General features: G+C 72.6%; 13 protein-coding genes. 7 read left to right on the top strand and 6 right to left on the bottom strand.

Annotation, left to right across the window (positions count from 1 at the left end; genetic code table 11):
- Positions 1 to 90 precede the first annotated feature (90 nt).
- The 4 genes from ACFVFR_RS06105 (at position 91) to ACFVFR_RS06120 (ending at position 6,071) form a co-directional block, all read left to right on the top strand.
- Entirely contained in the window at positions 91 to 2,112 is a 2,022-nt protein-coding gene (locus tag ACFVFR_RS06105) for an ATP-binding cassette domain-containing protein (RefSeq protein ID WP_383698471.1), read from the top strand.
- A gap of 153 nt (positions 2,113 to 2,265) precedes the next feature.
- Positions 2,266 to 3,204: a FadR/GntR family transcriptional regulator gene (locus ACFVFR_RS06110; protein ID WP_383698472.1), complete on the top strand. Its 939-nt coding sequence runs from the start codon at positions 2,266 to 2,268 to the stop codon at positions 3,202 to 3,204.
- Positions 3,205 to 3,556: 352 nt separating this feature from the next.
- Positions 3,557 to 5,116 (top strand): RNA polymerase sigma factor, encoded by a 1,560-nt coding sequence (locus tag ACFVFR_RS06115; protein ID WP_383698473.1) that lies wholly within the window; start codon positions 3,557 to 3,559, stop codon positions 5,114 to 5,116.
- Between the two features lie 136 nt (positions 5,117 to 5,252).
- Positions 5,253 to 6,071 carry a S1 family peptidase gene (locus tag ACFVFR_RS06120; RefSeq protein ID WP_383698474.1) on the top strand — a complete coding sequence of 273 codons (819 nt, stop codon included), beginning with the start codon at positions 5,253 to 5,255 and terminating at the stop codon, positions 6,069 to 6,071.
- A 111-nt stretch (positions 6,072 to 6,182) separates the two neighbouring features.
- On the opposite strand, the gene ACFVFR_RS06125 is transcribed toward ACFVFR_RS06120, so the two are convergent.
- Complete coding sequence (locus ACFVFR_RS06125) at positions 6,183 to 6,413, bottom strand: hypothetical protein (protein ID WP_383698475.1); 231 nt, start codon at positions 6,411 to 6,413, stop codon at positions 6,183 to 6,185.
- A 431-nt stretch (positions 6,414 to 6,844) separates the two neighbouring features.
- On the opposite strand from ACFVFR_RS06125, the gene ACFVFR_RS06130 reads away from it, so the two are divergent.
- The gene (locus tag ACFVFR_RS06130; RefSeq protein ID WP_383698476.1) at positions 6,845 to 8,965 is read left to right on the top strand and encodes a type IIA DNA topoisomerase subunit B; all 2,121 of its coding nucleotides are present in this window, start codon (positions 6,845 to 6,847) and stop codon (positions 8,963 to 8,965) included.
- Positions 8,966 to 9,211: 246 nt separating this feature from the next.
- Here the strand turns inward: ACFVFR_RS06130 and ACFVFR_RS06135 are convergent, their stop codons facing one another.
- From ACFVFR_RS06135 to ACFVFR_RS06150, 4 genes are all read right to left on the bottom strand, one after another.
- On the bottom strand, positions 9,212 to 9,892 hold the full coding sequence (locus ACFVFR_RS06135; protein WP_383698477.1) for a response regulator: 681 nt from the start codon (positions 9,890 to 9,892) through the stop codon (positions 9,212 to 9,214).
- Positions 9,889 to 11,481: an ATP-binding protein gene (locus ACFVFR_RS06140; protein ID WP_383698478.1), complete on the bottom strand. Its 1,593-nt coding sequence runs from the start codon at positions 11,479 to 11,481 to the stop codon at positions 9,889 to 9,891. The genes ACFVFR_RS06135 and ACFVFR_RS06140 overlap by 4 nt, the downstream gene beginning before the upstream one ends.
- A gap of 254 nt (positions 11,482 to 11,735) precedes the next feature.
- Positions 11,736 to 12,794, bottom strand: coding sequence for a sucrase ferredoxin (locus ACFVFR_RS06145; protein WP_383698479.1), 1,059 nt, complete (start codon positions 12,792 to 12,794; stop codon positions 11,736 to 11,738).
- Positions 12,795 to 13,049: 255 nt separating this feature from the next.
- On the bottom strand, positions 13,050 to 14,459 hold the full coding sequence (locus ACFVFR_RS06150) for a citrate/2-methylcitrate synthase (RefSeq protein ID WP_383698480.1): 1,410 nt from the start codon (positions 14,457 to 14,459) through the stop codon (positions 13,050 to 13,052).
- Between the two features lie 126 nt (positions 14,460 to 14,585).
- On the opposite strand from ACFVFR_RS06150, the gene ACFVFR_RS06155 reads away from it, so the two are divergent.
- Together ACFVFR_RS06155 and ACFVFR_RS06160 are read left to right on the top strand one after the other, a co-directional pair.
- A complete protein-coding gene (locus tag ACFVFR_RS06155; protein WP_383698481.1) occupies positions 14,586 to 15,821 on the top strand; it encodes a citrate synthase in 1,236 nt (411 codons plus the stop codon).
- Positions 15,822 to 15,832: 11 nt separating this feature from the next.
- Positions 15,833 to 17,044, top strand: coding sequence for a CobW family GTP-binding protein (locus ACFVFR_RS06160; RefSeq protein ID WP_383698482.1), 1,212 nt, complete (start codon positions 15,833 to 15,835; stop codon positions 17,042 to 17,044).
- A gap of 673 nt (positions 17,045 to 17,717) precedes the next feature.
- Here ACFVFR_RS06160 and ACFVFR_RS06165 read toward each other — a convergent pair.
- Positions 17,718 to 20,171 (bottom strand): DNA topoisomerase (ATP-hydrolyzing) subunit A, encoded by a 2,454-nt coding sequence (locus ACFVFR_RS06165; protein ID WP_383698483.1) that lies wholly within the window; start codon positions 20,169 to 20,171, stop codon positions 17,718 to 17,720.
- Positions 20,172 to 20,299 lie beyond the last annotated feature (128 nt).

Raw genomic sequence — 20,299 nt, forward strand, 5'->3', positions numbered from 1 at the left:
CGGAAAAGGTGGGACAGATGGGGTTACGGTGCTGCGGTAGCCCCTCACCCCACGTGCCGCAGTGCGGTCTCATGCCTCGCGAGAGAAGCCATGATCCAGGCCATCGGGCTGACCAGTGCCCCCCGCCGCAACCAGCCGCCCGTCGTCGATGACCTCACCTTCGAGGCGCGTCCCGGACGTGTCACCGTCCTGTTCGGAACGGCGGGGGCGGGGAAGACCACCGCGTTGCGTCTGTTGTTGCAACTGGAGTCCGGGCGCGGTCTGGCTCTCTTCCGAGGTCGTCCCCTGCACCGCGTGCCGCACCCGGCGCGCGAGGTCGGTGTGGTTCTCGGTGATGCCCCGGGCCACCCCGCGCGTACCGCGCGTCGGCACCTCGCCATGCTCGCCGCCGCGGCCGGAGTGCCCGTGCGCCGAGCGGACGAGGTGCTGGACCTCGTGGGCCTGAGCGGCCTCGCCGAGCAGCGAATCGGCGACTACTCGCGCGGGATGGACCGCCGACTCGGTCTCGCCGTGGCCCTCCTCGGCGACCCGCACGCGCTGGTCCTCGACGAGCCCGTGCGTGACCTGTCGCCGCGCGAGACCGCCTGGCTGTACGGCCTGTTGCGTGGCTATGCCGACCAGGGGGGAGCCGTGCTCGTGGCGGCGAGCGAGCCCTGGGGCCTGGATCGCTTCGCCGACCAGGTGATCAGTATCGAGAGCGGGCGGTTGGCGGCCGATCAGGCCGTCGCCGAGTTCGCCCGTACCCGGTTGCGACCACGGGTCGCGGTGCGTTCCCCGTTCGCCGACCGCCTCGCGGCCCTCCTCACACAGGAGGCGCGTGCGGCCGGCGAGCGCATCGAGGTGGTGCGCGAGGGGGGTGGTCGCATCACGGTGTACGGCAGCAGTTGCGCGACTGTCGGAGAGATCGCCTACCGCAACGGCATCCTCGTTCACCAGCTCGCGGACGAGGTCAGTGACGCGAGTCAGGTTGTTCCGGTCGGCCGAGCCGTTGTTCGTCGCAACCTCTCCGTCCCGCCTCCCGGGCACGCCGCGCGCCTGGCCCACGTCGGCGTGGCGCCGGCGAGCGGCGCCCTCCTGACGGTGGGCTCACCCGGCTCCACGCCGGCCGGCGCGGTGGAAGCGCCGGTCCGCGATGTCCAGCCCAGCGGAGTTGTCGTGGCCGGCCGGGGTTGGTGGGTCGGTTCCGGTGGCGCCAGGGGAGCGGCCGGCTTCGCGGACGCGTCACCCCGGCCCACGCCGGGGAAGGGGGCGGAGCCCGGGACGCGCGCGGCATCCGCCTCCCGAGCCCTCGCGCTCAGGCGCCTGCCGCCGCCCGGGCCGGCCTGGCCCGTGCGCTACGAGTTGCGCCGCGTGACCGGTGTGAGCACGGCCTGGTACGTGACGGCCGCGACGCTCGTCGCCTCCCTGCTCGCTGGTGTGCTGTTGGCCCGTACGGGAGATGCGGCGGCGGCTCGACTGTTCAGCGGGTGGCCGAGTGTGTCGCCCCTGCCGCCCGTGGCCGTGGGGGTGGGGTTGCTCGGTGCGCTCGCCTTCGGGCAGGAGTACCGCTACCCCGCCTTGGCCCCCACCCAGGGAGCCACGCCACGAAGGCTCGCCCTGCTCGCCGCGAAGTTGCTGGTGTGGTCGTGCGGTGCGGCGCTGTTGGCGGTGATCGTCGTGCTCGTCAACGGGGCGGCGCTGTGGCTGCTGTACGGCGCGGACACGGCCAGGCCGCCCGCCGACTGGCCCGCCCTGCTGGGCTGCTGGTGCGCGCTGGCGATCGGCTGCGCGTGGGTGGGGCTGCTGGCCGCGGCGGTGCTTCGGTCCACCGTGCTGGGGTTCGGGGCGGCCATGGCCGTACCGCTGGTCGCGCTCACCTGGGTGCGGCCCGCGGTCGACGAGCCGTCCGCGAGGTCGCTGGCGGGCATGTCCGACCGGATGCGTGCCGCGACGCTCGTCGAGTGGCCGTCTGTGCCTGACCGGGGCGTGGCGCTGGCGGGGCGTCTGATCGAAGAGCCCGCCGGACACGTGATGGTGCTCTCGATTTCCGTACTGTTGTGCGCTTATGTGTTCACGGCGCTGCGCGGTCGACCGCGCTCCGGCCGCGCCGTCCGGTGGCAGCGGGCGAAATGAGAGGTAGCGGCCGATGTGTGGTCGCCCAAGCCCCCGACCAGGGCATACGGGATCGCGCTCGCCGGCGCAGGAACTGTGCGCAACTTCCCACAGCGCGCTCACTTCTGTCCGATTGAACGTCAATTATGAGGTAATGGGCGATCACCCTTTCGTGTGCTTTTCACCAAAGACCTTAAGGGCCCTCGGAGCGTCGCCGACAAAGGATGCGTGAGTACCCTTGCGCACACCACCACGACCGCGGCTCGCCCCGCCGATTCCGGCCTCGCAGGCTCGGGCGAGCTTGACCGTTACCCCTACGCCGAGGCCCCCGGCGCCGAACGCGCCGCCCTCCCCGCCTGGGACGCGGACACGGAGCTCGGCCGCGTGGGCAGGCGCTCGACCGGCAACCGTGGCCGCGGCCTGCACGGCCAACTCGTCCAACAACTCGGGCAGATGATCGTCTCCGGCGACCTGGGCGCCGATCGTCCACTGGTTCCCGAGGAGATCGGGCAGCGATTCGAGGTCTCGCGCACGGTCGTGCGCGAATCGCTGCGCGTGCTGGAGGCCAAGGGCCTGGTCAGCGCCCGGCCGAACGTCGGTACCCGAGTCCGCCCGGTCAGTGACTGGAATCTGCTCGACCCCGACATCATCGAGTGGCGGGCGTTCGGGCCGCAGCGCGATGACCAGCGCCGAGAGCTGTGCCAGTTGCGCTGGACTATCGAACCGCTGGCCGCGCGACTCGCCGCGGGCAACGGTCGCGAGGAGGGCAAGGAGCGACTGGCCGAGGTCGTCGAGATCATGAGTCACGCGCTGGGACAGGGTGACGCGCTGACCTTCTCGCGAGCGGACGCCGAGTTCCACGCGGTGCTGCTCCAGGTCGCGGGCAACCGCATGCTGGAACACCTGGCCGGCATCGTCGCCTCCGCGCTCCAGGTTTCCGGTGGCCCGATCACCGGCTGTGACCGCCCCACGGAGGCGAGTGTCGGGCAGCACCGCAGGATCGTCGACGCGGTGAGTTCCGGTGACGGCGCCGGGGCGGAGACCGCCATGGCTCAACTGCTCATGGTGCATCCCGAGGTCGACCGAGTCGTCCCCGCGCCGCGTGAACACTGACCTCATCCCCCGGCGGGATTGACCCCGCCGTCCGGGTGTGATGGCGTCGCCGAACCTCGCCCGGCTGGCCGGGGCGGACCTCGGGTTCGGCGACGCGGCGGTTTCTGCCCGCTTTTGTGCGACTCCGGATCGTTATGTGGTGTGACTCGGGCCACGACGATTGGGCGTAACGCTCTTTGAGGCAGCGCGATGACTAAAGAGGTGGCAGCCGAGGAGGGAATACGGATGTCGTTCGCGACGCTGTGGTCCTCTGCGCCTCCACCCGCGCCGTCGGTTCATCCTTGCCGGCGGTCGTCGGCTCCGGTCTACGGACGGAGCCGGAAGCCGTTTCCATCGTTCCGAGAGGTTGTTCGTGTCGGCCAGCACATCCCGTACGCTCCCGTCGGAGATCGCCGAGTCCGAGTCTGTCATGGCGCTCATCGAGCGGGGAAAGGCTGAGGGGCAGATCGCCGGCGACGATGTGCGTCGGGCCTTCGAGGCTGACCAGATTCCGCCAACCCAGTGGAAGAATGTTCTGCGCAGCCTCAACCAGGTCCTCGACGAGGAGGGTGTGACGCTGATGGTCAGTGCCGCAGAGGCGCCCAAGCGCACCCGCAAGAGCGTCGCAGCGAAGAGCCCCGCCAAGCGCACCGCCACCAAGACCGTCGCGGCCAAGACGGTCGCCGCCAAGAAGACCACCACCGCCGCGACCGCCTCGGCGGCCACGGCCGACGACCGGGTGGGCGCGGACGCCGAGACGGCCCCCGCGAAGAAGGCCGCGGCGAAGAAGGCCGCGACCAAGAAGGCGGTGGCGAAGAAGGCGCCTGCCAAGAAGACCGCCACGAAGAAGACCGCGTCCAAGAAGGACGCCGACGAGCTCCTCGACGGCGACGAGCCCATCGAGGAGCCGCAGGCCCCGGCGGGCAAGGCCGACGGAGGTGAGGGCGAGCCCGAGAACCAGGGCTTCGTGCTCTCCGACGACGACGAGGACGACGCGCCGGCCCAGCAGGTCGCCGCGGCGGGCGCCACGGCCGACCCCGTCAAGGACTACCTGAAGCAGATCGGCAAGGTCCCCCTCCTCAACGCCGAGCAGGAGGTCGAACTCGCCAAGCGGATCGAGGCGGGCCTGTTCGCCGAGGACAAGCTGGCCAACTCCGACAAGCTCGCCCCCAAGCTCAAGCGCGAGCTGGAGATCATCGCGGAGGACGGCCGGCGGGCCAAGAACCACCTCCTGGAGGCCAACCTCCGTCTGGTGGTCTCGCTGGCCAAGCGCTACACCGGCCGTGGAATGCTCTTCCTCGACCTCATCCAGGAGGGCAACCTCGGCCTGATCCGCGCGGTCGAGAAGTTCGACTACACCAAGGGCTACAAGTTCTCCACGTACGCGACCTGGTGGATTCGGCAGGCCATCACCCGCGCCATGGCCGACCAGGCCCGCACCATCCGTATCCCGGTGCACATGGTCGAGGTCATCAACAAGCTCGCCCGCGTCCAGCGGCAGATGCTCCAGGACCTGGGCCGCGAGCCCACCCCGGAGGAGCTGGCCAAGGAGCTCGACATGACCCCGGAGAAGGTCATCGAGGTCCAGAAGTACGGGCGCGAGCCGATCTCGCTGCACACGCCGCTGGGCGAGGACGGCGACAGCGAGTTCGGTGACCTGATCGAGGACTCCGAGGCGGTCGTGCCGGCCGACGCGGTCAGCTTCACGCTGCTGCAGGAGCAGTTGCACTCCGTTCTGGACACGCTCAGCGAGCGGGAGGCCGGCGTGGTGTCCATGCGCTTCGGCCTCACCGACGGTCAGCCGAAGACGCTGGACGAGATCGGCAAGGTCTACGGCGTGACGCGTGAGCGTATCCGTCAGATCGAGTCGAAGACCATGTCGAAGCTGCGTCACCCGTCTCGCTCCCAGGTGCTTCGGGACTACCTGGACTGATCAACAGCCGTACGCTGCACGTTTGCGGGCCGGGGCCTCCTCGTGAGGTCCCGGCCCGTGTGCTGTCCGGATGCGGGGCGCGCCCGTCTGGGTGACGCTGAGCGCACAGATCGCTCCGCTTGGTCAGGAGGCCCGCATGCGTACCCTGCTCTCTTCGCTGTCCACCCCCTTGCTCGCGGCGTTGGTGGCGGTGCCGACCGTGGCGGGGCCAGCCGCCGCGGGCGGTGTGGTCATCGGTGGCCGGCCGGTCCAGGCCGAGGACGCGCCCTGGGCCGTGGCGCTCGGCAGTCGGGACCGGTTCGGTGAGGTGCGCTCGGGCCAGTTCTGTGGCGGCGTGCTCGTCTCCCCTACGACGGTGATCACGGCGGCCCACTGCATGAGTCGTGAGGTGCTGGGCGTGGACCGGGAGTCGGTGGGGGATCTGCGGGCCATCGTGGGCCGTGGCGATCTGCGCGGCGACCTCGGGGAGGAGGTCCCACTCCGGCAGGTGTGGGTCAACCCCGACTTCGACCCGGCGACGAACGCGGAGGACGTGGCGGTGCTGACGCTCGACCGGGCGCAGCCCGCGGAGCGGGTGATCCCCATGGCGCAGGAGGGCGACGCGGCGTATCGGCCGGGCACCACCGCGAAGGTCTACGGCTGGGGGGACACCACGGGGAGGGGCGACTACGCGGCGCGGCTCATGGCGTCCGAGGTGAAGATGCTCGACGACAAGCGCTGCGCGGACGCGTATCCGGGGACCGAGGAGGGAACCTATCTGGCCCGCTCGATGGTGTGTGCCGGCGAGCCCGAAGGGGGGCGGGACGCCTGCCAGGGCGACAGCGGCGGTCCGCTGGTGGCCCAGGGACGGCTGGTCGGGCTGGTTTCCTGGGGCAGCGGCTGCGCCAAGCCGAACAGCCCAGGGGTCTACACACGGATCTCAGCGGTGATTCCGCTGGTGGAGGGGCGCGAGTGAGGTCGGCACCGGGAGTGTGCTGACCGGGAGACGAGGAGGGCGGTCCCCCCGCTTGGGGGTGACCGCCCGTCGCCGGCTGGGCCGGTCCTCGCTCGTCGTGGATGCGATGTGTCAGCGTTCCTCATCGGACGCGGACGCCGGGGCGGCGGTCAGCCGCTCGGTCTCGTCCTGTATTTCCGCGGCGATCTTCTTGAGTTCTGGCTCAAACTTGCGCCCGTGGTGGGCACAGAAGAGCAGTTCGCCACCGCTTGTCAGCACGACGCGCAGATATGCCTGGGCGCCGCAACGATCGCAGCGGTCAGCGGCCGTCAGCGGGCTCGCGGGGGTCAGAACAGTAGTCACGTCGCCTCTTCTCTAGCTCGACGAGCTGTCGTACCAGGGTCAACATCCAACCAGGCCGAAAACGTTCCCGTTCGTGGCTTTCTCTCGAAATTTCTTTCCGAGTCGGCTGGATGATGACGGTTGGCGGCGAATGAGCCGTATTTCGGTGGCTTACGGTTTCACGTCGCTTGTCGGTCTTGTCCCGCCGGCTGGGTTGCCGGGTTGTTCATCAGGACGTGCCCGGAGCCTAAATGGTTCATGCCTCCTTGGGAACGTGATGTGCGCGTCACCCCATCGAGGGATCGAACGTACGAGCGACTCTCGACTAGCATGGGCGTTCTCACGGGTGGCTGCACAAAGGCTCTACCAGGCCTCTGTACGCTTCTGACGGCGCCCAGCCCATTCATGAGCCCGGCCGAGGGCCAGTTGAAATTCAGCGAGGAGCGAACCGCGTGACCGCCGAGATGTCTGTGCCGTCCACTGCGCTGCTGACCGGAGCAGACCGAGGCGGCTCCAACTACACCGCGCGGCACCTGCTCGTCCTTGAGGGGCTGGAAGCGGTGCGTAAGCGCCCCGGCATGTACATCGGCTCCACGGACAGCCGCGGCCTGATGCACTGCCTCTGGGAGATCATCGACAACTCCGTGGACGAGGCGCTCGGCGGCTACTGCGACCGGATCGAGGTCATCCTGCACGAGGACGGCTCGGTGGAGGTCAGGGACAACGGGCGGGGCATTCCGGTCGACGTCGAGCCCAAGACCGGGCTGTCGGGCGTCGAGGTCGTGATGACCAAGCTGCACGCGGGCGGCAAGTTCGGCGGCGGCTCGTACGCGGCCTCGGGCGGTCTGCACGGCGTCGGTGCCTCCGTGGTCAACGCCCTCTCCGCGCGGCTGGACGTCGAGGTGGACCGTGGAGCGGCCACGCACTCCATCAGCTTCCGCCGCGGTGTCCCCGGGATCTTCACCGAGTCGGGCCCGGACGCGCCCTTCGATCCGGCGAACGGGCTGCTCAAGGGCAAGCGCGTGCCGAAGGCGCGGACCGGGACGCGGGTCCGTTACTGGGCGGATCGGCAGATCTTCCTCAAGGACGCGAAGCTCTCCCTGGACACGCTGCACGCGCGGGCGCGGCAGACGGCCTTCCTCGTGCCGGGCCTGACGTTGATCGTGCGGGACGAGCGGGGCGTCGAGGAGGACAAGCCGGTCGAGGAGACCTTCCGCTACGACGGCGGGATCAGCGAGTTCTGCGAGTACCTCGCGCAGGACAAGGCCGTCTGCGACACCGTGCGGCTGTCGGGGCAGGGCAGTTTCAAGGAGACTGTCCCCGTACTCGACGAGCGGGGGCACATGACACCCACCGAGGTCACGCGCGACCTCGGCGTCGACATCGCGCTGCGCTGGGGCACCGGCTACGACGCCACCGTGAAGTCGTTCGTCAACATCATCGCTACCCCCAAGGGCGGCACGCACGTCTCCGGGTTCGAGCGGTCGCTCACCAAGACCATCAACGAGGCGTTGCGGTCGGCCAAGGTCCTGCGCGTCTCCGAGGACGACGTGGTCAAGGACGACGCGATGGAGGGGCTGACCGCGGTGGTCACGGTCCGCCTCGCCGAGCCCCAGTTCGAGGGACAGACCAAGGAGGTCCTCGGCACCTCGGCGGCGTCCCGGGTGGTGGCCACCGTGGTCTCCAAGGAGCTGAAGGCGTTCTTCGGCTCGCCCAAGCGGGACGTCAAGCAGCAGGCCAGGGCCGTGCTGGACAAGATCGTCGCGGCGGCGCGGACCAGGATCGCGGCGCGACAGCACAAGGACGCGCAGCGTCGCAAGACGGCCCTGGAGTCGTCCTCGCTGCCCGCCAAGCTCGCCGACTGTCGCAGCGACGCGGTCGATCGCAGCGAGCTGTTCATCGTCGAGGGCGACTCGGCGCTCGGTACGGCCAAGCTCGCCCGCAACTCCGAGTTCCAGGCGCTGCTGCCGATTCGCGGCAAGATCCTCAACGTGCAGAAGTCGTCCATCACGGACATGCTCAAGAACGCCGAGTGCGGCGCGATCATCCAGGTCATAGGGGCGGGCTCGGGGCGTACCTTCGACATCGACCAGGCGCGGTACGGCAAGGTCATCTTCCTGGCCGACGCCGATGTGGACGGGGCGCACATCCGCTGTCTGCTGCTCACGCTCTTCCAGCGCTACATGCGTCCCATGGTCGAGCAGGGGCGGGTCTTCTCCGCGGTGCCGCCGCTGCACCGGGTCGAGCTGACCCAGCCCAAGAAGGGCCAGGACAAGTACCTGTACACGTACTCCGACGACGAGCTGCGTCAGACGTTGCTGGAGCTGGAGCGCAAGAAGATCCGCTACAAGGACGGTATCCAGCGCTACAAGGGCCTGGGGGAGATGGACGCCGACCAGCTCGCCGAGACCACCATGGACCCCCGTCACCGCACGCTGCGGCGGATCAACATCAGCGACCTGGAGGCCGCCGAGCGGGCCTTCGACCTGCTGATGGGCAACGAGGTGGCGCCGCGTAAGGAGTTCATCACCAGCTCGGCCGCGACGCTGGACCGGTCGCGGATCGACGCCTAGACGCGGCAGCCGCCAGCGGGTGGCACCGGGGCGCGGGTGTTCCGGGCCGCCGGCCTCCGGGCTGCGCCGCGCCCGGGGCACCGCTCCCGGGTGGCCCGCGGGCCTGGAAGGCCGCTGGCGGGGCTGGCGGGCCCGTTCCGGACTTGGAGGGCCGGAGCGACGCCGCTGGGGCGGCTAGGCGGCACGAGGGGGCGCCAGGGGGCGTGTGGCGCGGTGTGGACGGCGCGGCGTGTGTGGGCGTGGCGGCTAGGGGGCGCGCCAGAGGTAGCGGTGTTCGGGGCGGCCGGTCTCGCCGTAGCGCAGGCTCAGGCGGACGCGCCCGGCTCGTTCCAGCAGCTTCAGGTAGCGCTGGGCGGTCTGTCTGCTCAGCTGTGAGCGGTCGGCCACCTCCTGGGCGGACAGGGGGCCGTCGGCGCCGCGCAGGACCTGACGTACGAGGTCCGCGGTGAGCGGGGAGTGGCCCTTGGGGAGCGCGGTGGGACCGCTCGACGCGCCGCCCAGGGCCCCGAAGATGCGGTCGACCTGATCCTGTCCGGCCTCGTCGTCGCTGGCCAGGGCGCGCCGCAGGGCGGCGTAACCGTCGAGCTTGGCGCGCAGGCCGGCGAAGGTGAAGGGCTTGACGAGGTACTGGAGGGCTCCGTGGCGCATGGCGGCCTGGACGGTGGCGATGTCGCGCGCGGCCGTCACCATGATCACGTCAGTGTGGTGGCCGAGTTGGCGCAGTCGGGCCACCAGGGCCAGACCGGTCTCGTCGGGGAGGTAGTGGTCGAGGAGGACGAGGTCCACGTGTGAGCGCTCGAGGCAGGCCAGGGCCTCGGTGGCCGTGTGTGCGCGGCCGACCACGGTGAAGCCGGGCGTCCTCGTGACGTAGGCGGCGTTGATCTCGGCCACGCGGACGTCGTCGTCCACGACCAGTACGTCGATCATCGGGGCTCCTCGGTGAGTGCGTCCGGCAGGATGATGGTGAACTCGGCGCCGCCGGCGGCGGGCGCCGCGACGCGGGCGCTGCCGCCCTGGCGCTCGGCGAGTCGGCGGACGAGCGCGAGCCCGATGCCGCGCTTGCCGTGGGCCGGCGGCGCCTTGGTGGACCAACCTTCGGTGAAGACCAGTTCGCGCTGGTCGGCGGGAATGCCGGGACCGGTGTCGGTGACGCGGACCAGGACCGTGTCGCCCTCCGCGCACAGCTCGACCTCCACCCAGGGGTCCTCCGCGCCGGGGGCCGCGTCGAGCGCGTTGTCGACCAGGTTGCCCACGATGGTGACCAGCCCCGGTGGGTCCACCACGCGGTCGGGCAGCCAGGTGTCCGGGGAGACCCGCAGGGACACGCCGCGCTCGGTGGCGACGGTGGCCTTGCCGACCAGCAGGGCGGCCAGCAGCGCGTCGTGTACGCGCTCGGTGACCTGTTCGGCCGTGACCCGGTGGACGCCCACGGCCTCGGTGATGAACTCGGCGGCCTCCTCGTGCAGACCGAGTTCCAGCAGGCCGAGCAGGGTGTGCAGGCGGTTGGCGTGTTCGTGGTCCTGGGCGCGCAGGGCGTCGATCAGGCCACGGGTGCCGTCCAGTTCGCGGCCGAGCCGTTCGAGTTCGGTGCGGTCGCGGAGGGTGGCGACGGCGCCACCGTCGTCGGTGGGCATGCGGTTGGCGACGAGCACCCGCCCGTTGCTGACGGTCAGCAGGTCGGCGCCGGTGACGCGGCCGGCCAGGACGTCGGTGGTACGGCCGGGCGGGAGTGCCTGGTCCACGGGCTGTCCGGTGGCCTCGGGGGTGAGGTCGAGCAGGCGCTGGGCCTCGTCGTTGGCCAGTCGGATCCGGCCCTGGGCGTCGAGGGCCAGGACGCCCTCGCGGATGCCGTGCAACATGGCCTCGCGTTCGGCCAGCAGCGCGGAGATGTCCGAGAACGCGAGGTCGTGGGTGCGGCGTTGGAGTCTGCGGGCCACCAGGTAGGCGGCGATCGCGCCGACCGCGAGGGCGCCGCCGGCGTAGGCCAGGAGCCCCGGCACGGCCGAAAGGAGTCGGTCGCGGACGTTCTCGTACGCGATGCCGACCGAGACGGCGCCGATGACGCGGCCGTTCGCGTCGCGCAGCGGCACCTTGCCGCGCGCGGAGCGGCCCAGGGTGCCGTGGTCGATCTCCATCAGTTCGCGCCCGCCGAGCACCTCGCTGGGGTCGGTGGAGACCCGTTTGCCGATCTCCTCCGGTGAGGTGTGGGACCAGCGCACGCCCCGCCGGTCCATGATCACGACGTACTCGGCGCCGGTGGAGCGCCGGATGGCCTCCGCCTCGGCCTGGATCGGACCGCGCGCCGACGGCCGGCCCGTCAGCAACGCCTCGTCGAGGTGTGGCCGGGTGGCGGTGGTCTGGGCGATGGCCAGCGCGCGGCGCATGGCCTGGTCGTCCAACTGGGAGTTGAGTGGGGCGAGGAAGAGGCCGGTGGCCAGGGCCGTGACGCCGGTGGCGATGGCCAACTGCATCAGCAGCACCTGTGAGAAGACACGTCGGGGCCACCCGATCCGCATCCGTCCGCCTCCGTTCCGTCCCCCGTCGCCACCGCGACCAGCCGTGGCTCGTGCCGGTGGAACCGTCCCCTCCGGCCCGTTCACGGGGACGAACGTACGGGGGCGCGGGTGCCGGTGCCGTGCTCTGTGAGGTTTTGGTTGTCCGTTCTAGCGTGAGCAAAAGAAGCAGAACAGAGTAGGGGGGCGAATTCCCCGGGCCCGCCGCCGTGTGCGGCGGGGCGGGCGCGGTGCGGCGGTGCGACGAGGGGCGGACGCTAGCGGGCCGGACGGGGCGCGGCCGGCAGGGGGACGAGGGAGACCACCTCGAGTCGGGACGGGGTGGCGAGCGCGGCGCCACAGCTCTCGGGGCGGGGCGGGTCCGCGGCGAGCTGGGCGAGTGTGACCCGCCAGGCGCGCCCGTCGTCGTGGGCGACCGTGGCGGCCCAGCCCCCGGGGGGTGCGCCGTCGGCCGTGGCCGGTACGGGGAGGGTGGCGTGCCCGGTCACGTCGGCGACCGCCACCACCTCGACGACGGTGAGCGCGTCGGCCCGGTCCTCGCCGGTGTGTCGGCGTACGGCGAGGTCGGCGGCCTGGCCGGGGCGGTCCCACGCGGAGCGGCCCCGGGCTCCGTCGACGGCGATCCGGCCCCGCCGCGCGGAGGCCAGCACCTCCTTGACGGAGTGGGCGGTGGCCCGGCCGTAGGCGTATCCGTACGGGAGCACGAGCAGGGTGGGCGAGAAGCGGTGGCCACCGATGTGGGTGATCTCCCAGACCTCGGTCGCGCTGGCCGCCAGTTCGGCGGCGAGCGGCCGGCCGAGCAGGGCACAGCAGCGGTCGCGCTTGCCGTTGGTACACACGAGGGCGAGGGGGTCACCTTCGTACGGGCTCCAGCGCGCGGGCGCCACAGGGGCGTCCGGGAGCGTGGCGGGGGGCGCTGACGGCGCGAACGGGCGCTGGGTGGCGGGTGGCAGCGCGCGCACGTCGCCGGCTCCGAGGGCCGCGAAGTCCAGTGTGAGCAGCGTCGCCGGGTCGGTGACGTGTGTGGTGCGCATCCAGGACCGGCCGGGCATGGTGTGCGCGGCGATCACGCGCTGTCGGGTCGGTCGGCGACGGTCGGCGTGCCGGCCGGGCCGGCGGATGAGGGCGACGCGTACGCCGGTGTCCTCGGCGGCCCGCTCCAGCGCGCGCCCGACCTCGGGGTCGAGGTGGCTGGCGGTGAGGGCCTTGGCACCCCAGGGGCCGCTCTGCTCGATCAGGAGCCAGGTACGGGCAGCGGCGGCGGTGCCCGCGAGGGGCTCGGCCAGCTCCCGTGAACTGGTCGCACAGGTGCTCACGCAGGTGAGCCTAACTTGATCTGTGGCCGGAACCGTCCGGGATGCCCCGAGTGCCGCTCACTCCGTGAACACCGGGAGCCCGACGCTGCGCGGGGCGCGGCGGTGACGGGGGCGGTGGCGCCGGTTCCGCCACCGCCCCCGTCACCCGTTACGCCGTACGGGGCGCGCGGCGGGCGCGTCTGGGCGCGCCGCGTGCGCCGTGGGCGCGCCGGCCCGCCGTGGGTCCGACCCGAAAGCGCTGGTGGCGCCGGGTGGTCAGGGCACCGGCTGCGGCGGCCGGGGGCCCCGGTAGTGACCACGCGGGCGCATCCGCAGGGGGCGTTCGGCGTACTCCTCCAGGGCGTGGGCGACCCAGCCCGCCACGCGGGCCAGGGCGAACACCGTCTCGCCGGCCTCCGGTGGCATTCCGGTCGAGACGGTCAGGACGGCGAGCGCGAGGTCCACGTTGGCGTGCGGGGTGGTGTGGCGTGCGGCGGTGGCCGCCACCTCGCGCGCGGTGGCCAGCGCGTCCGTCGCGGCCGGCACCTCCGCCAGCAGGGCGAAGAGCACCTGGGCGCGCGGGTCGTGCGCCGGGTAGAGCGGGTGCCCGAACCCGGGGACCCGGCCGCCGGCGCGCAACTGGTCCGCCACCACCGCCGCCGCGCTGCCACGGTCCAGCGCCTCGGCCAGCATGCGGTGCGCCAGGCCGCTGGCCGCGCCGTGCAGGGGTCCGTCCGCCGCCCCGAGCCCGGCGGAGACGGCGGCGTAGGGGTGGGCCCGTGCCGAGGCGGCGACCCGCACGGCCAGGGTGGAGGCGGCCAGGTCGTGGTCGATGAGCAGGACGAGCGCGGTCTGGAGCACGCGCAGCGCGGCCGGGTCCACGGGGTGCGGCGAGAGCCGCCGCCACAGGTGCTCGGCGACGCTGGGGGGCGGCGGGGCGTCGGCGACCGCGCCGGCCGGGCGCGTGGCGCCGTGCCGCGCGCTCCCGGGAGCTTCGGGAGCCCCGGCCCCGTCGGCCGGGCCGTGGAGGTGGGGCGGCCGGGGGGTGTGGTGGGCGTGCGCCGGCGGTTCGCACTGCCCCGGCGCGTACGGCAGGGCGTCCGCCAGGGTGGCGATCAGGGTGCGCGCGCTGGCCAGCACCGTCGCCTCGCCGAGGTCGAAGCGCAGCGGGTCGGCGGCCGCGGCGGCGATGGCGGCGACCCGCAGCCGGTCCGTCGGGCCGCTGTGCGCGGGCAGCGCCGCCACGGCACGCCGGGCGGCGGCACGGGTCTCGGGCGGCGCGGTGAACCGCGTGCCGGGCCGCATCCGGCCGGTCCACAGCCACTCGGCCGTCTCCTCGTAGCCGTACCGGCGCGCGAGCGCGGCGGCGTCCACGCCCCGGTAGAAGTGACCGTCCGGCTCGATGAGGGTGATGGCGGTGCGTACCACCGCCTCGCCCGGGGACGCGGTCGTCGGCGGCTGGGTCGGCGCCTCGCGGCGCCCCCGCCGGGCCAGCGCCGCCACCTCCTCGGCGTCGAAGGTGGACCCGCGTGCGCCGGGCGCGCGCCGACTGGTGAGCTGGCCACGACTGACGTAGGCGTACACCGTCTCGGGTTTGACGCCGAGCGCCTGGGCCGCTTCGCGTGTGGTCAGCCGTCGCTCGCCACGGTCGGCTGGTGGTTCGGGGTCCCGTTCGGTGTCCGCCATGGGCCCACCGTATCCATGCCGACGGTCGACTCCATATGTTGACTCGTGGCCTCTCAATCAATATTGACAGCTCGATCATGTGTACTGGACAGTCAAGTCAACATGAGGTGAGCAGAGGAGCCGCAGATGCCGATCCAGGAAACCGAAGCGACCGCCCGAGAGCCGCGGCCGCCGCAGGTCACGGGCGAGGGCCAGCACCCGCGACGCACGGCGGAGGGCGCCGGTCCGATCGACGTCCCGCGCGGGCTCGCCGGGGTCGTGGTCACCGACACCGCGCTCGGTGACGTGCGCGGGCGCGAGGGCTTCTACCACTACCGCCAGTACTCCGCCGTCGAGCTCGCCGAGAGCCGCACCTTCGAGGACGTGTGGCACCTGATGTTCCACGGGGAGCTGCCGGACGCGCCCCAGCGCGCCGCGTTCGCCGCGCGGACCGCGCCGCTGCGCCGACTGCCCGAGACGGTGCGGGCCGCGCTGCCCGGCATCGCCCGCGCGAGCGGCCCCTCGGGCCCGCTCGCCGGCCTGCGCACCGCGCTCTCCCTGTGGGGCGCGTCCACGCGGCTGCGCCCGCTGTACGACATCGACGCCGAGCGCCGGCGCGCGGACGCGCTGGCGGCGTGCGCCGTCGTCCCCACGGTGCTCACCGCGTTGCACCGGCTCGGCGAGGGCCTGGAGCCGATCGAGCCGCGCGACGACCTGCCGTACGCCGCCAACTACCTGTACATGCTGAGCGGCGTCGAGCCGGACCCGGCGCGCGCCCACGCCGTCGAGCGCTATCTGATCTCCACCATCGACCACGGGTTCAACGCCTCGACCTTCACCGCCCGCGTGATCGCCTCGACCGGGGCCGACCTCGCCGCCTGCCTGGTCGGCGCGGTCGGCGCGCTCTCGGGCCCGCTGCACGGCGGCGCGCCCAGCCGGGCCCTGGACACGCTCGACGCCATCGGCACCCCCGACCGGATCGACGGCTGGATCAGGGAGCGGGTGCGCGCGGGGGAGCGGATCATGGGCTTCGGGCACCCCGTCTACCGGACCGAGGACCCGCGTTCGCGGATGCTGCGGGAGGTCGCCCAGAGCTTCGGTGGCCCGTTGGTGGACTTCGCCGTCGAGGTGGAGGGGCAGGTGGAGGCGATCCTGGCGGAGCTCAAGCCGGGGCGTGAGCTGCACACCAACGTCGAGTTCTACGCCGGCGTCGTCATGGAGCTGTGCGGGCTGCCGCGCACCATGTTCACGCCGACCTTCGCCGCGGCCCGGGTGGTCGGCTGGAGCGCCAATATCCTGGAGCAGGCGGAGGACTCGAAGATCATCCGCCCGGCGGCTCGCTACGCGGGCCCGCCACCGCCGCAGCCCGTGCCCGCCGTGTGAGAGGTCCCCCGTTGAGTGAGCAGCAGATCCCGGTCATCGTCCTGGCGGGCTTCCTGGGGTCGGGCAAGACCACGTTGCTCAACCACCTGCTCAGGCACAGTGCCGACACCCGGATCGGCGTCATCGTCAACGACTTCGGCTCCATCGAGATCGATGCCATGAGCGTGTCGGGGCAGGTGGGTTCGACCGTCTCGCTCGGCAACGGGTGTCTGTGCTGCGCGGTGGACGTCAGCGAACTCGACGGCTATCTGGACACGCTGACCGCGCCGGCCGCCCGCCTGGATGTCATCGTCATCGAGGCGAGCGGGCTGGCCGAGCCGCAGGAGCTGGTGCGCATGGTGCTGGCCAGCGACAACCGGCGCGTGGTCTACGGAGGGCTGGTCGAGGTCGCCGACGCGGCCGAGTTCGCGGCCACCCGGGAGCGTCACCCGGAGATCGACCGCCACCTGACCATCGCCGATTTGATCGTGCTGAACAAGGCCGACCGGGTCGGCGCGGCCGACCTGGCGACCCTCGGGGAGACCCTGACGGAGCTGAGCGCGGGCACCGCGGTCGTCACGGCCGAGCACGGCCGCGTCGACCCCGAGCTGCTGTTCGCGTGCCGGCCCCGGGACGAGAGCGCGCCGCGTCAGCTCTCCTTCGAGGACCTCCGCGACGCGTTGGGGCACGGCGGCGACGCCCATGGCGACCACCCGCACGCGCGGTACGAGAGCCTCGCGTTCACCTCGCCGACGCCGCTGGACCCGCGCCGCCTGATGGACTTCCTCGACTCCCGCCCCGTGGGCCTCTACCGCATCAAGGGATATGTCGACTTCGGGGCCGGCGACCGGCGCAACCGGTACGTGCTGCACGCCGTCGGGCGGTTCCTGCGCTTCTACCCCGAGCCCTGGCCGGCGGGTGAGCCCCGGCTGACCCAACTCGTCCTCATCGGCTCGGGAATCGACGCCTCCGCGCTGCACGAGCGGCTCGCGGCCTGCCGGGTGGACGAGGCGGCGGACCCGGCCGCGACGGCGGACGCCGACGCGGTGGCCGAGGTCCCGACGGGGATCGCGGCCCCGTCGCCGGCCCGCGCCCCGCTGCCCGCGCAGCACGCCGCGCGACCCGCCGAGCCCCGGCCCGTGGGCGCCGCGCCGGCCGCGTCGGGGGAGGCGACCGTGGCCCGGGACATGTGGGGCGTGCTGCGGTACGTCCAGCACCAGGACCGCGAGCAGGACGAGGAGTAGCCCCGGCCCGGGCCGCGCCCCACGGGCGACTCCCGGAGCGCATCGCGTACGGCGCGTACGGCGCACGCCGTGCCAGCACCTGTGAGGGGGCGGCTCGCGCCGCGCCCCGGCCCCCGACCACGTCGCCGGCCGGCCCGCCGACCCGTCTCCCCGCACCCGCCCGGGTGCCTTCTCGGGCGTGCCGCCTCGGGTGCGCCGCGCGGTCGCGTCCGGCAGACCGGAACCCGTCACCCCGTCCGTCGCGTACCGCACAGGTCGCCCCCCGCCCGCGTACCGCACGGGACGGCGCGCGGTGTGAGCCCGCCCGAGCGTGGCACCCACTCCCACCGCGCCTCCGGCCCGGCGCCGCATGCCGCCGACATCGCATGCCGCTGACACCGCTGAGCGCGCCGCGCGCCCGGCCGGACCGGCCGCACCGTCGGCGAGCCCGGGGCGCGCGGCGCGCCCCGCCTTTGACCGGCCCCGTGTGGCCGGCGCCGCGCCAGGCGCCACCCGGACGGCGTTCCCGCTGGGGCGCACGCCGCTTCGGGCGTACCGCCTCGGGCCCATCTCGCCCCGACGCACGCCACCTCAGGCGCGGTCAGCCCGGCGCGCACACCGCGCCCGGACGCACAACCCCTCGGGCGTGCGCCGTCGCGCCCACCTCGCGGCGCGCCCCGCCTCGGGGCGACCTCTACGTCGCCGGGCCCGCGATGGCCGCGACCGGTTGGGCCAGGGGGATGCCGGAACCGTCTCGGCGCGGGTCGGGCTCGGGCAGCGGGACCGCCGTCCCCGTGCTGCTGGCCGCCCGGGGTGGAGCGGCCCCCGCCCAGGCCGTGACCAGGCAGTCCTCGCCCTTGAGGAACCGCTGACAGCGCACGCCGCCGGTGGCCCGGCCCTTGCGCGGGTACTGGTCGAACGGGGTGAGCTTGGCCGTTTGCATCGCGCCGTCGAGCGTGTCCCGGGCCCCGGCCACCGTGAAGACCACCGCGTCCCCGGCCGGGTCCACCGCGCCGAAGGAGAGGGCCCTGGCGTCGGCGGCCAGCTTCACCCCCGCCATGCCGCCCGCCGCCCGGCCCTGCGGGCGTACCTGCGACGCGGGGTAACGCAGCAGTTGGGCGTCGCTGGTGATGAAGACCAGGTCCTCCTCGCCGGTGCGCAACTCGGCGGCGCCGACGATCTCGTCGCCCGCGCGGAGCGTGATGACCTCCAACTCCTCCTTGTTCGACGGATAGTCGGGCACCACCCGCTTGACCACCCCCTGCGCGGTGCCCAGCGCCAGGCCCGGCGAGGACTCGTCGAGCGTGGTCAGGCACACCACGCGCTCGCCGTCGGCCAGCGAGACGAACTCCGTGAGCGGCGCCCCGCCCGCGACGTTGGGCGCCGACGCGGTGTCCGGCAGGGTCGGCAGGTCGACGACCGCGATCCGCAGCAGACGCCCGGTCGAGGTCACCACGCCCACGTCGGCGCGCGCCGTTGCCGGGATCGAGGAGACGATCACGTCGTGCTTGGCGCGGCGGGTCGCGTCGTCCACCACCGGCGGCTCGCCGGTGGCCGTGCGGGCCAGCAGCCCCGTGGAGGACAGCAGCACCCGGCACGGGTCGTCGGGGACCTCCAGGGGCACCGCCGCCACCGGGGCGCCGGCCGACTCCAGGAGCACCGTGCGCCGGTCGGTGCTGAACTTCTTGGCCACCGTCGCCAGTTCGCTCGACACCAGCTTCCGCAGCTCCGCGTCGGACTCCAGGATGCGGGACAGCTCGGCGATCTCCCGCGTGAGCCGGTCCCGCTCCGCCTCCAGCTCGATCCGGTCGAAGCGGGTCAGCCGGCGCAGCGGGGTATCCAGGATGTACTGCGTCTGGACGTCCGACAGCGAGAACCGGGCCATCAGCGATTCCTTGGCCTGCGCCGCGTTCTCGCTGGAGCGGATGACGCGGATGACCTCGTCGATGTCGAGCAGCGCCGTGAGCAGGCCCTCGACCAGGTGCAGCCGGTCCTGCCGCTTCCTGCGCCGGAACTCGCTGCGCCGCCGCACCACCTCGAAGCGGTGGTCCAGATAGACCTCGAGGAGTTCCTTGAGACCGAGCGTGAGCGGCTGGCCGTCCACCAGGGCGACGTTGTTGATGCCGAAGGACTCCTCCATCGGCGTCAGCTTGAACAGCTGCTCAAGGACGGCCTCGGGGTTGAAGCCGTTCTTGATCTCGATGACCAGCCGCAGCCCGTGCTCGCGGTCGGTGAGGTCCTTGACGTCGGCGATGCCCTGCAGCTTCTTCGCCCCGACCAGGTCCTTGATCTTGGCGATGACCTTCTCCGGGCCGACCGCGAACGGCAGCTCCGTCACGACCAGGCCCTTGCGGCGCGGCGTCACGTTGTCCACCGACACCGTCGCGCGGATCTTGAAGGTGCCGCGACCGGTCTGGTACGCGTCCCGCACGCCCCCCAGGCCGACGATGCGACCGCCGGTGGGCAGGTCGGGGCCGGGCACGAAGCGCATCAGCGTGTCCAGGTCCGCGCCCGGGTGCCGGATCAGGTGCCGGGCGGCGGCGATGACCTCGCCGAGGTTGTGCGGCGGCATGTTCGTCGCCATGCCGACCGCGATCCCCGACGAGCCGTTGACCAGCAGGTTCGGATAAGCGGCCGGGAGCGCGACGGGCTCCTGCTCGCTGCCGTCGTAGTTGGGGCTGAAGTCGACCGTGTCCTCGTCGATGGACTCGGTCATCAGCGACGTGGCCGAGGCCATCCGACACTCGGTGTACCGCATCGCGGCGGGCGGGTCGTCGTTGCCCAGCGAGCCGAAGTTGCCGTGCCCGTCCACCAGCGGCAGTCGCATCGAGAACGGCTGGGCCATGCGCACCAGCGCGTCGTAGATGGACGCGTCACCGTGCGGGTGCAGCTTGCCCATCACCTCGCCGACGACCCGGGCGCACTTGACGTACCCCCGCTCGGGGCGCAACCCCATGTCGTTCATCTGGTAGAGGATGCGGCGGTGCACCGGCTTGAGGCCGTCCCTGGCGTCGGGCAGCGCGCGGGAGTAGATGACCGAGTAGGCGTATTCGAGGAAGGAGCCCTGCATCTCATCGACGACGTCGATGTCGAGGATGCGCTCCTCGAAATCCTCCGGTGGCGGGGTCTTCGTGCTGCGGCGGGCCATCGCGGCTGCGGCTCCTTCTCCTACCGGTACGAGTGCTGACGTCGACCATTGTGGCCCGCCGCACTGACAACGCCGACCACGACCCGGCTGGTCGCGCCCGGACGGGAGCGCCGCGCACCCCGCGCCGA

This window comes from Streptomyces sp. NPDC057702 (assembly GCF_042799315.1).
GTDB lineage: Bacteria > Actinomycetota > Actinomycetes > Streptomycetales > Streptomycetaceae > Streptomyces.

Excerpts from the sequence above, each read along its gene's own strand:
- ACFVFR_RS06105 (WP_383698471.1), top strand. The coding sequence starts at position 91 with ATGATCCAGGCCATCGGGCTGACCAGTGCCCCCCGCCGCAACCAGCCG.
- ACFVFR_RS06120 (WP_383698474.1), top strand. The coding sequence starts at position 5,253 with ATGCGTACCCTGCTCTCTTCGCTGTCCACCCCCTTGCTCGCGGCGTTG.
- ACFVFR_RS06135 (WP_383698477.1), bottom strand. The coding sequence starts at position 9,892 with ATGATCGACGTACTGGTCGTGGACGACGACGTCCGCGTGGCCGAGATC.
- ACFVFR_RS06140 (WP_383698478.1), bottom strand. The coding sequence starts at position 11,481 with ATGCGGATCGGGTGGCCCCGACGTGTCTTCTCACAGGTGCTGCTGATG.
- ACFVFR_RS06150 (WP_383698480.1), bottom strand. The coding sequence starts at position 14,459 with ATGGCGGACACCGAACGGGACCCCGAACCACCAGCCGACCGTGGCGAG.
- ACFVFR_RS06155 (WP_383698481.1), top strand. The coding sequence starts at position 14,586 with ATGCCGATCCAGGAAACCGAAGCGACCGCCCGAGAGCCGCGGCCGCCG.
- ACFVFR_RS06165 (WP_383698483.1), bottom strand. The coding sequence starts at position 20,171 with ATGGCCCGCCGCAGCACGAAGACCCCGCCACCGGAGGATTTCGAGGAG.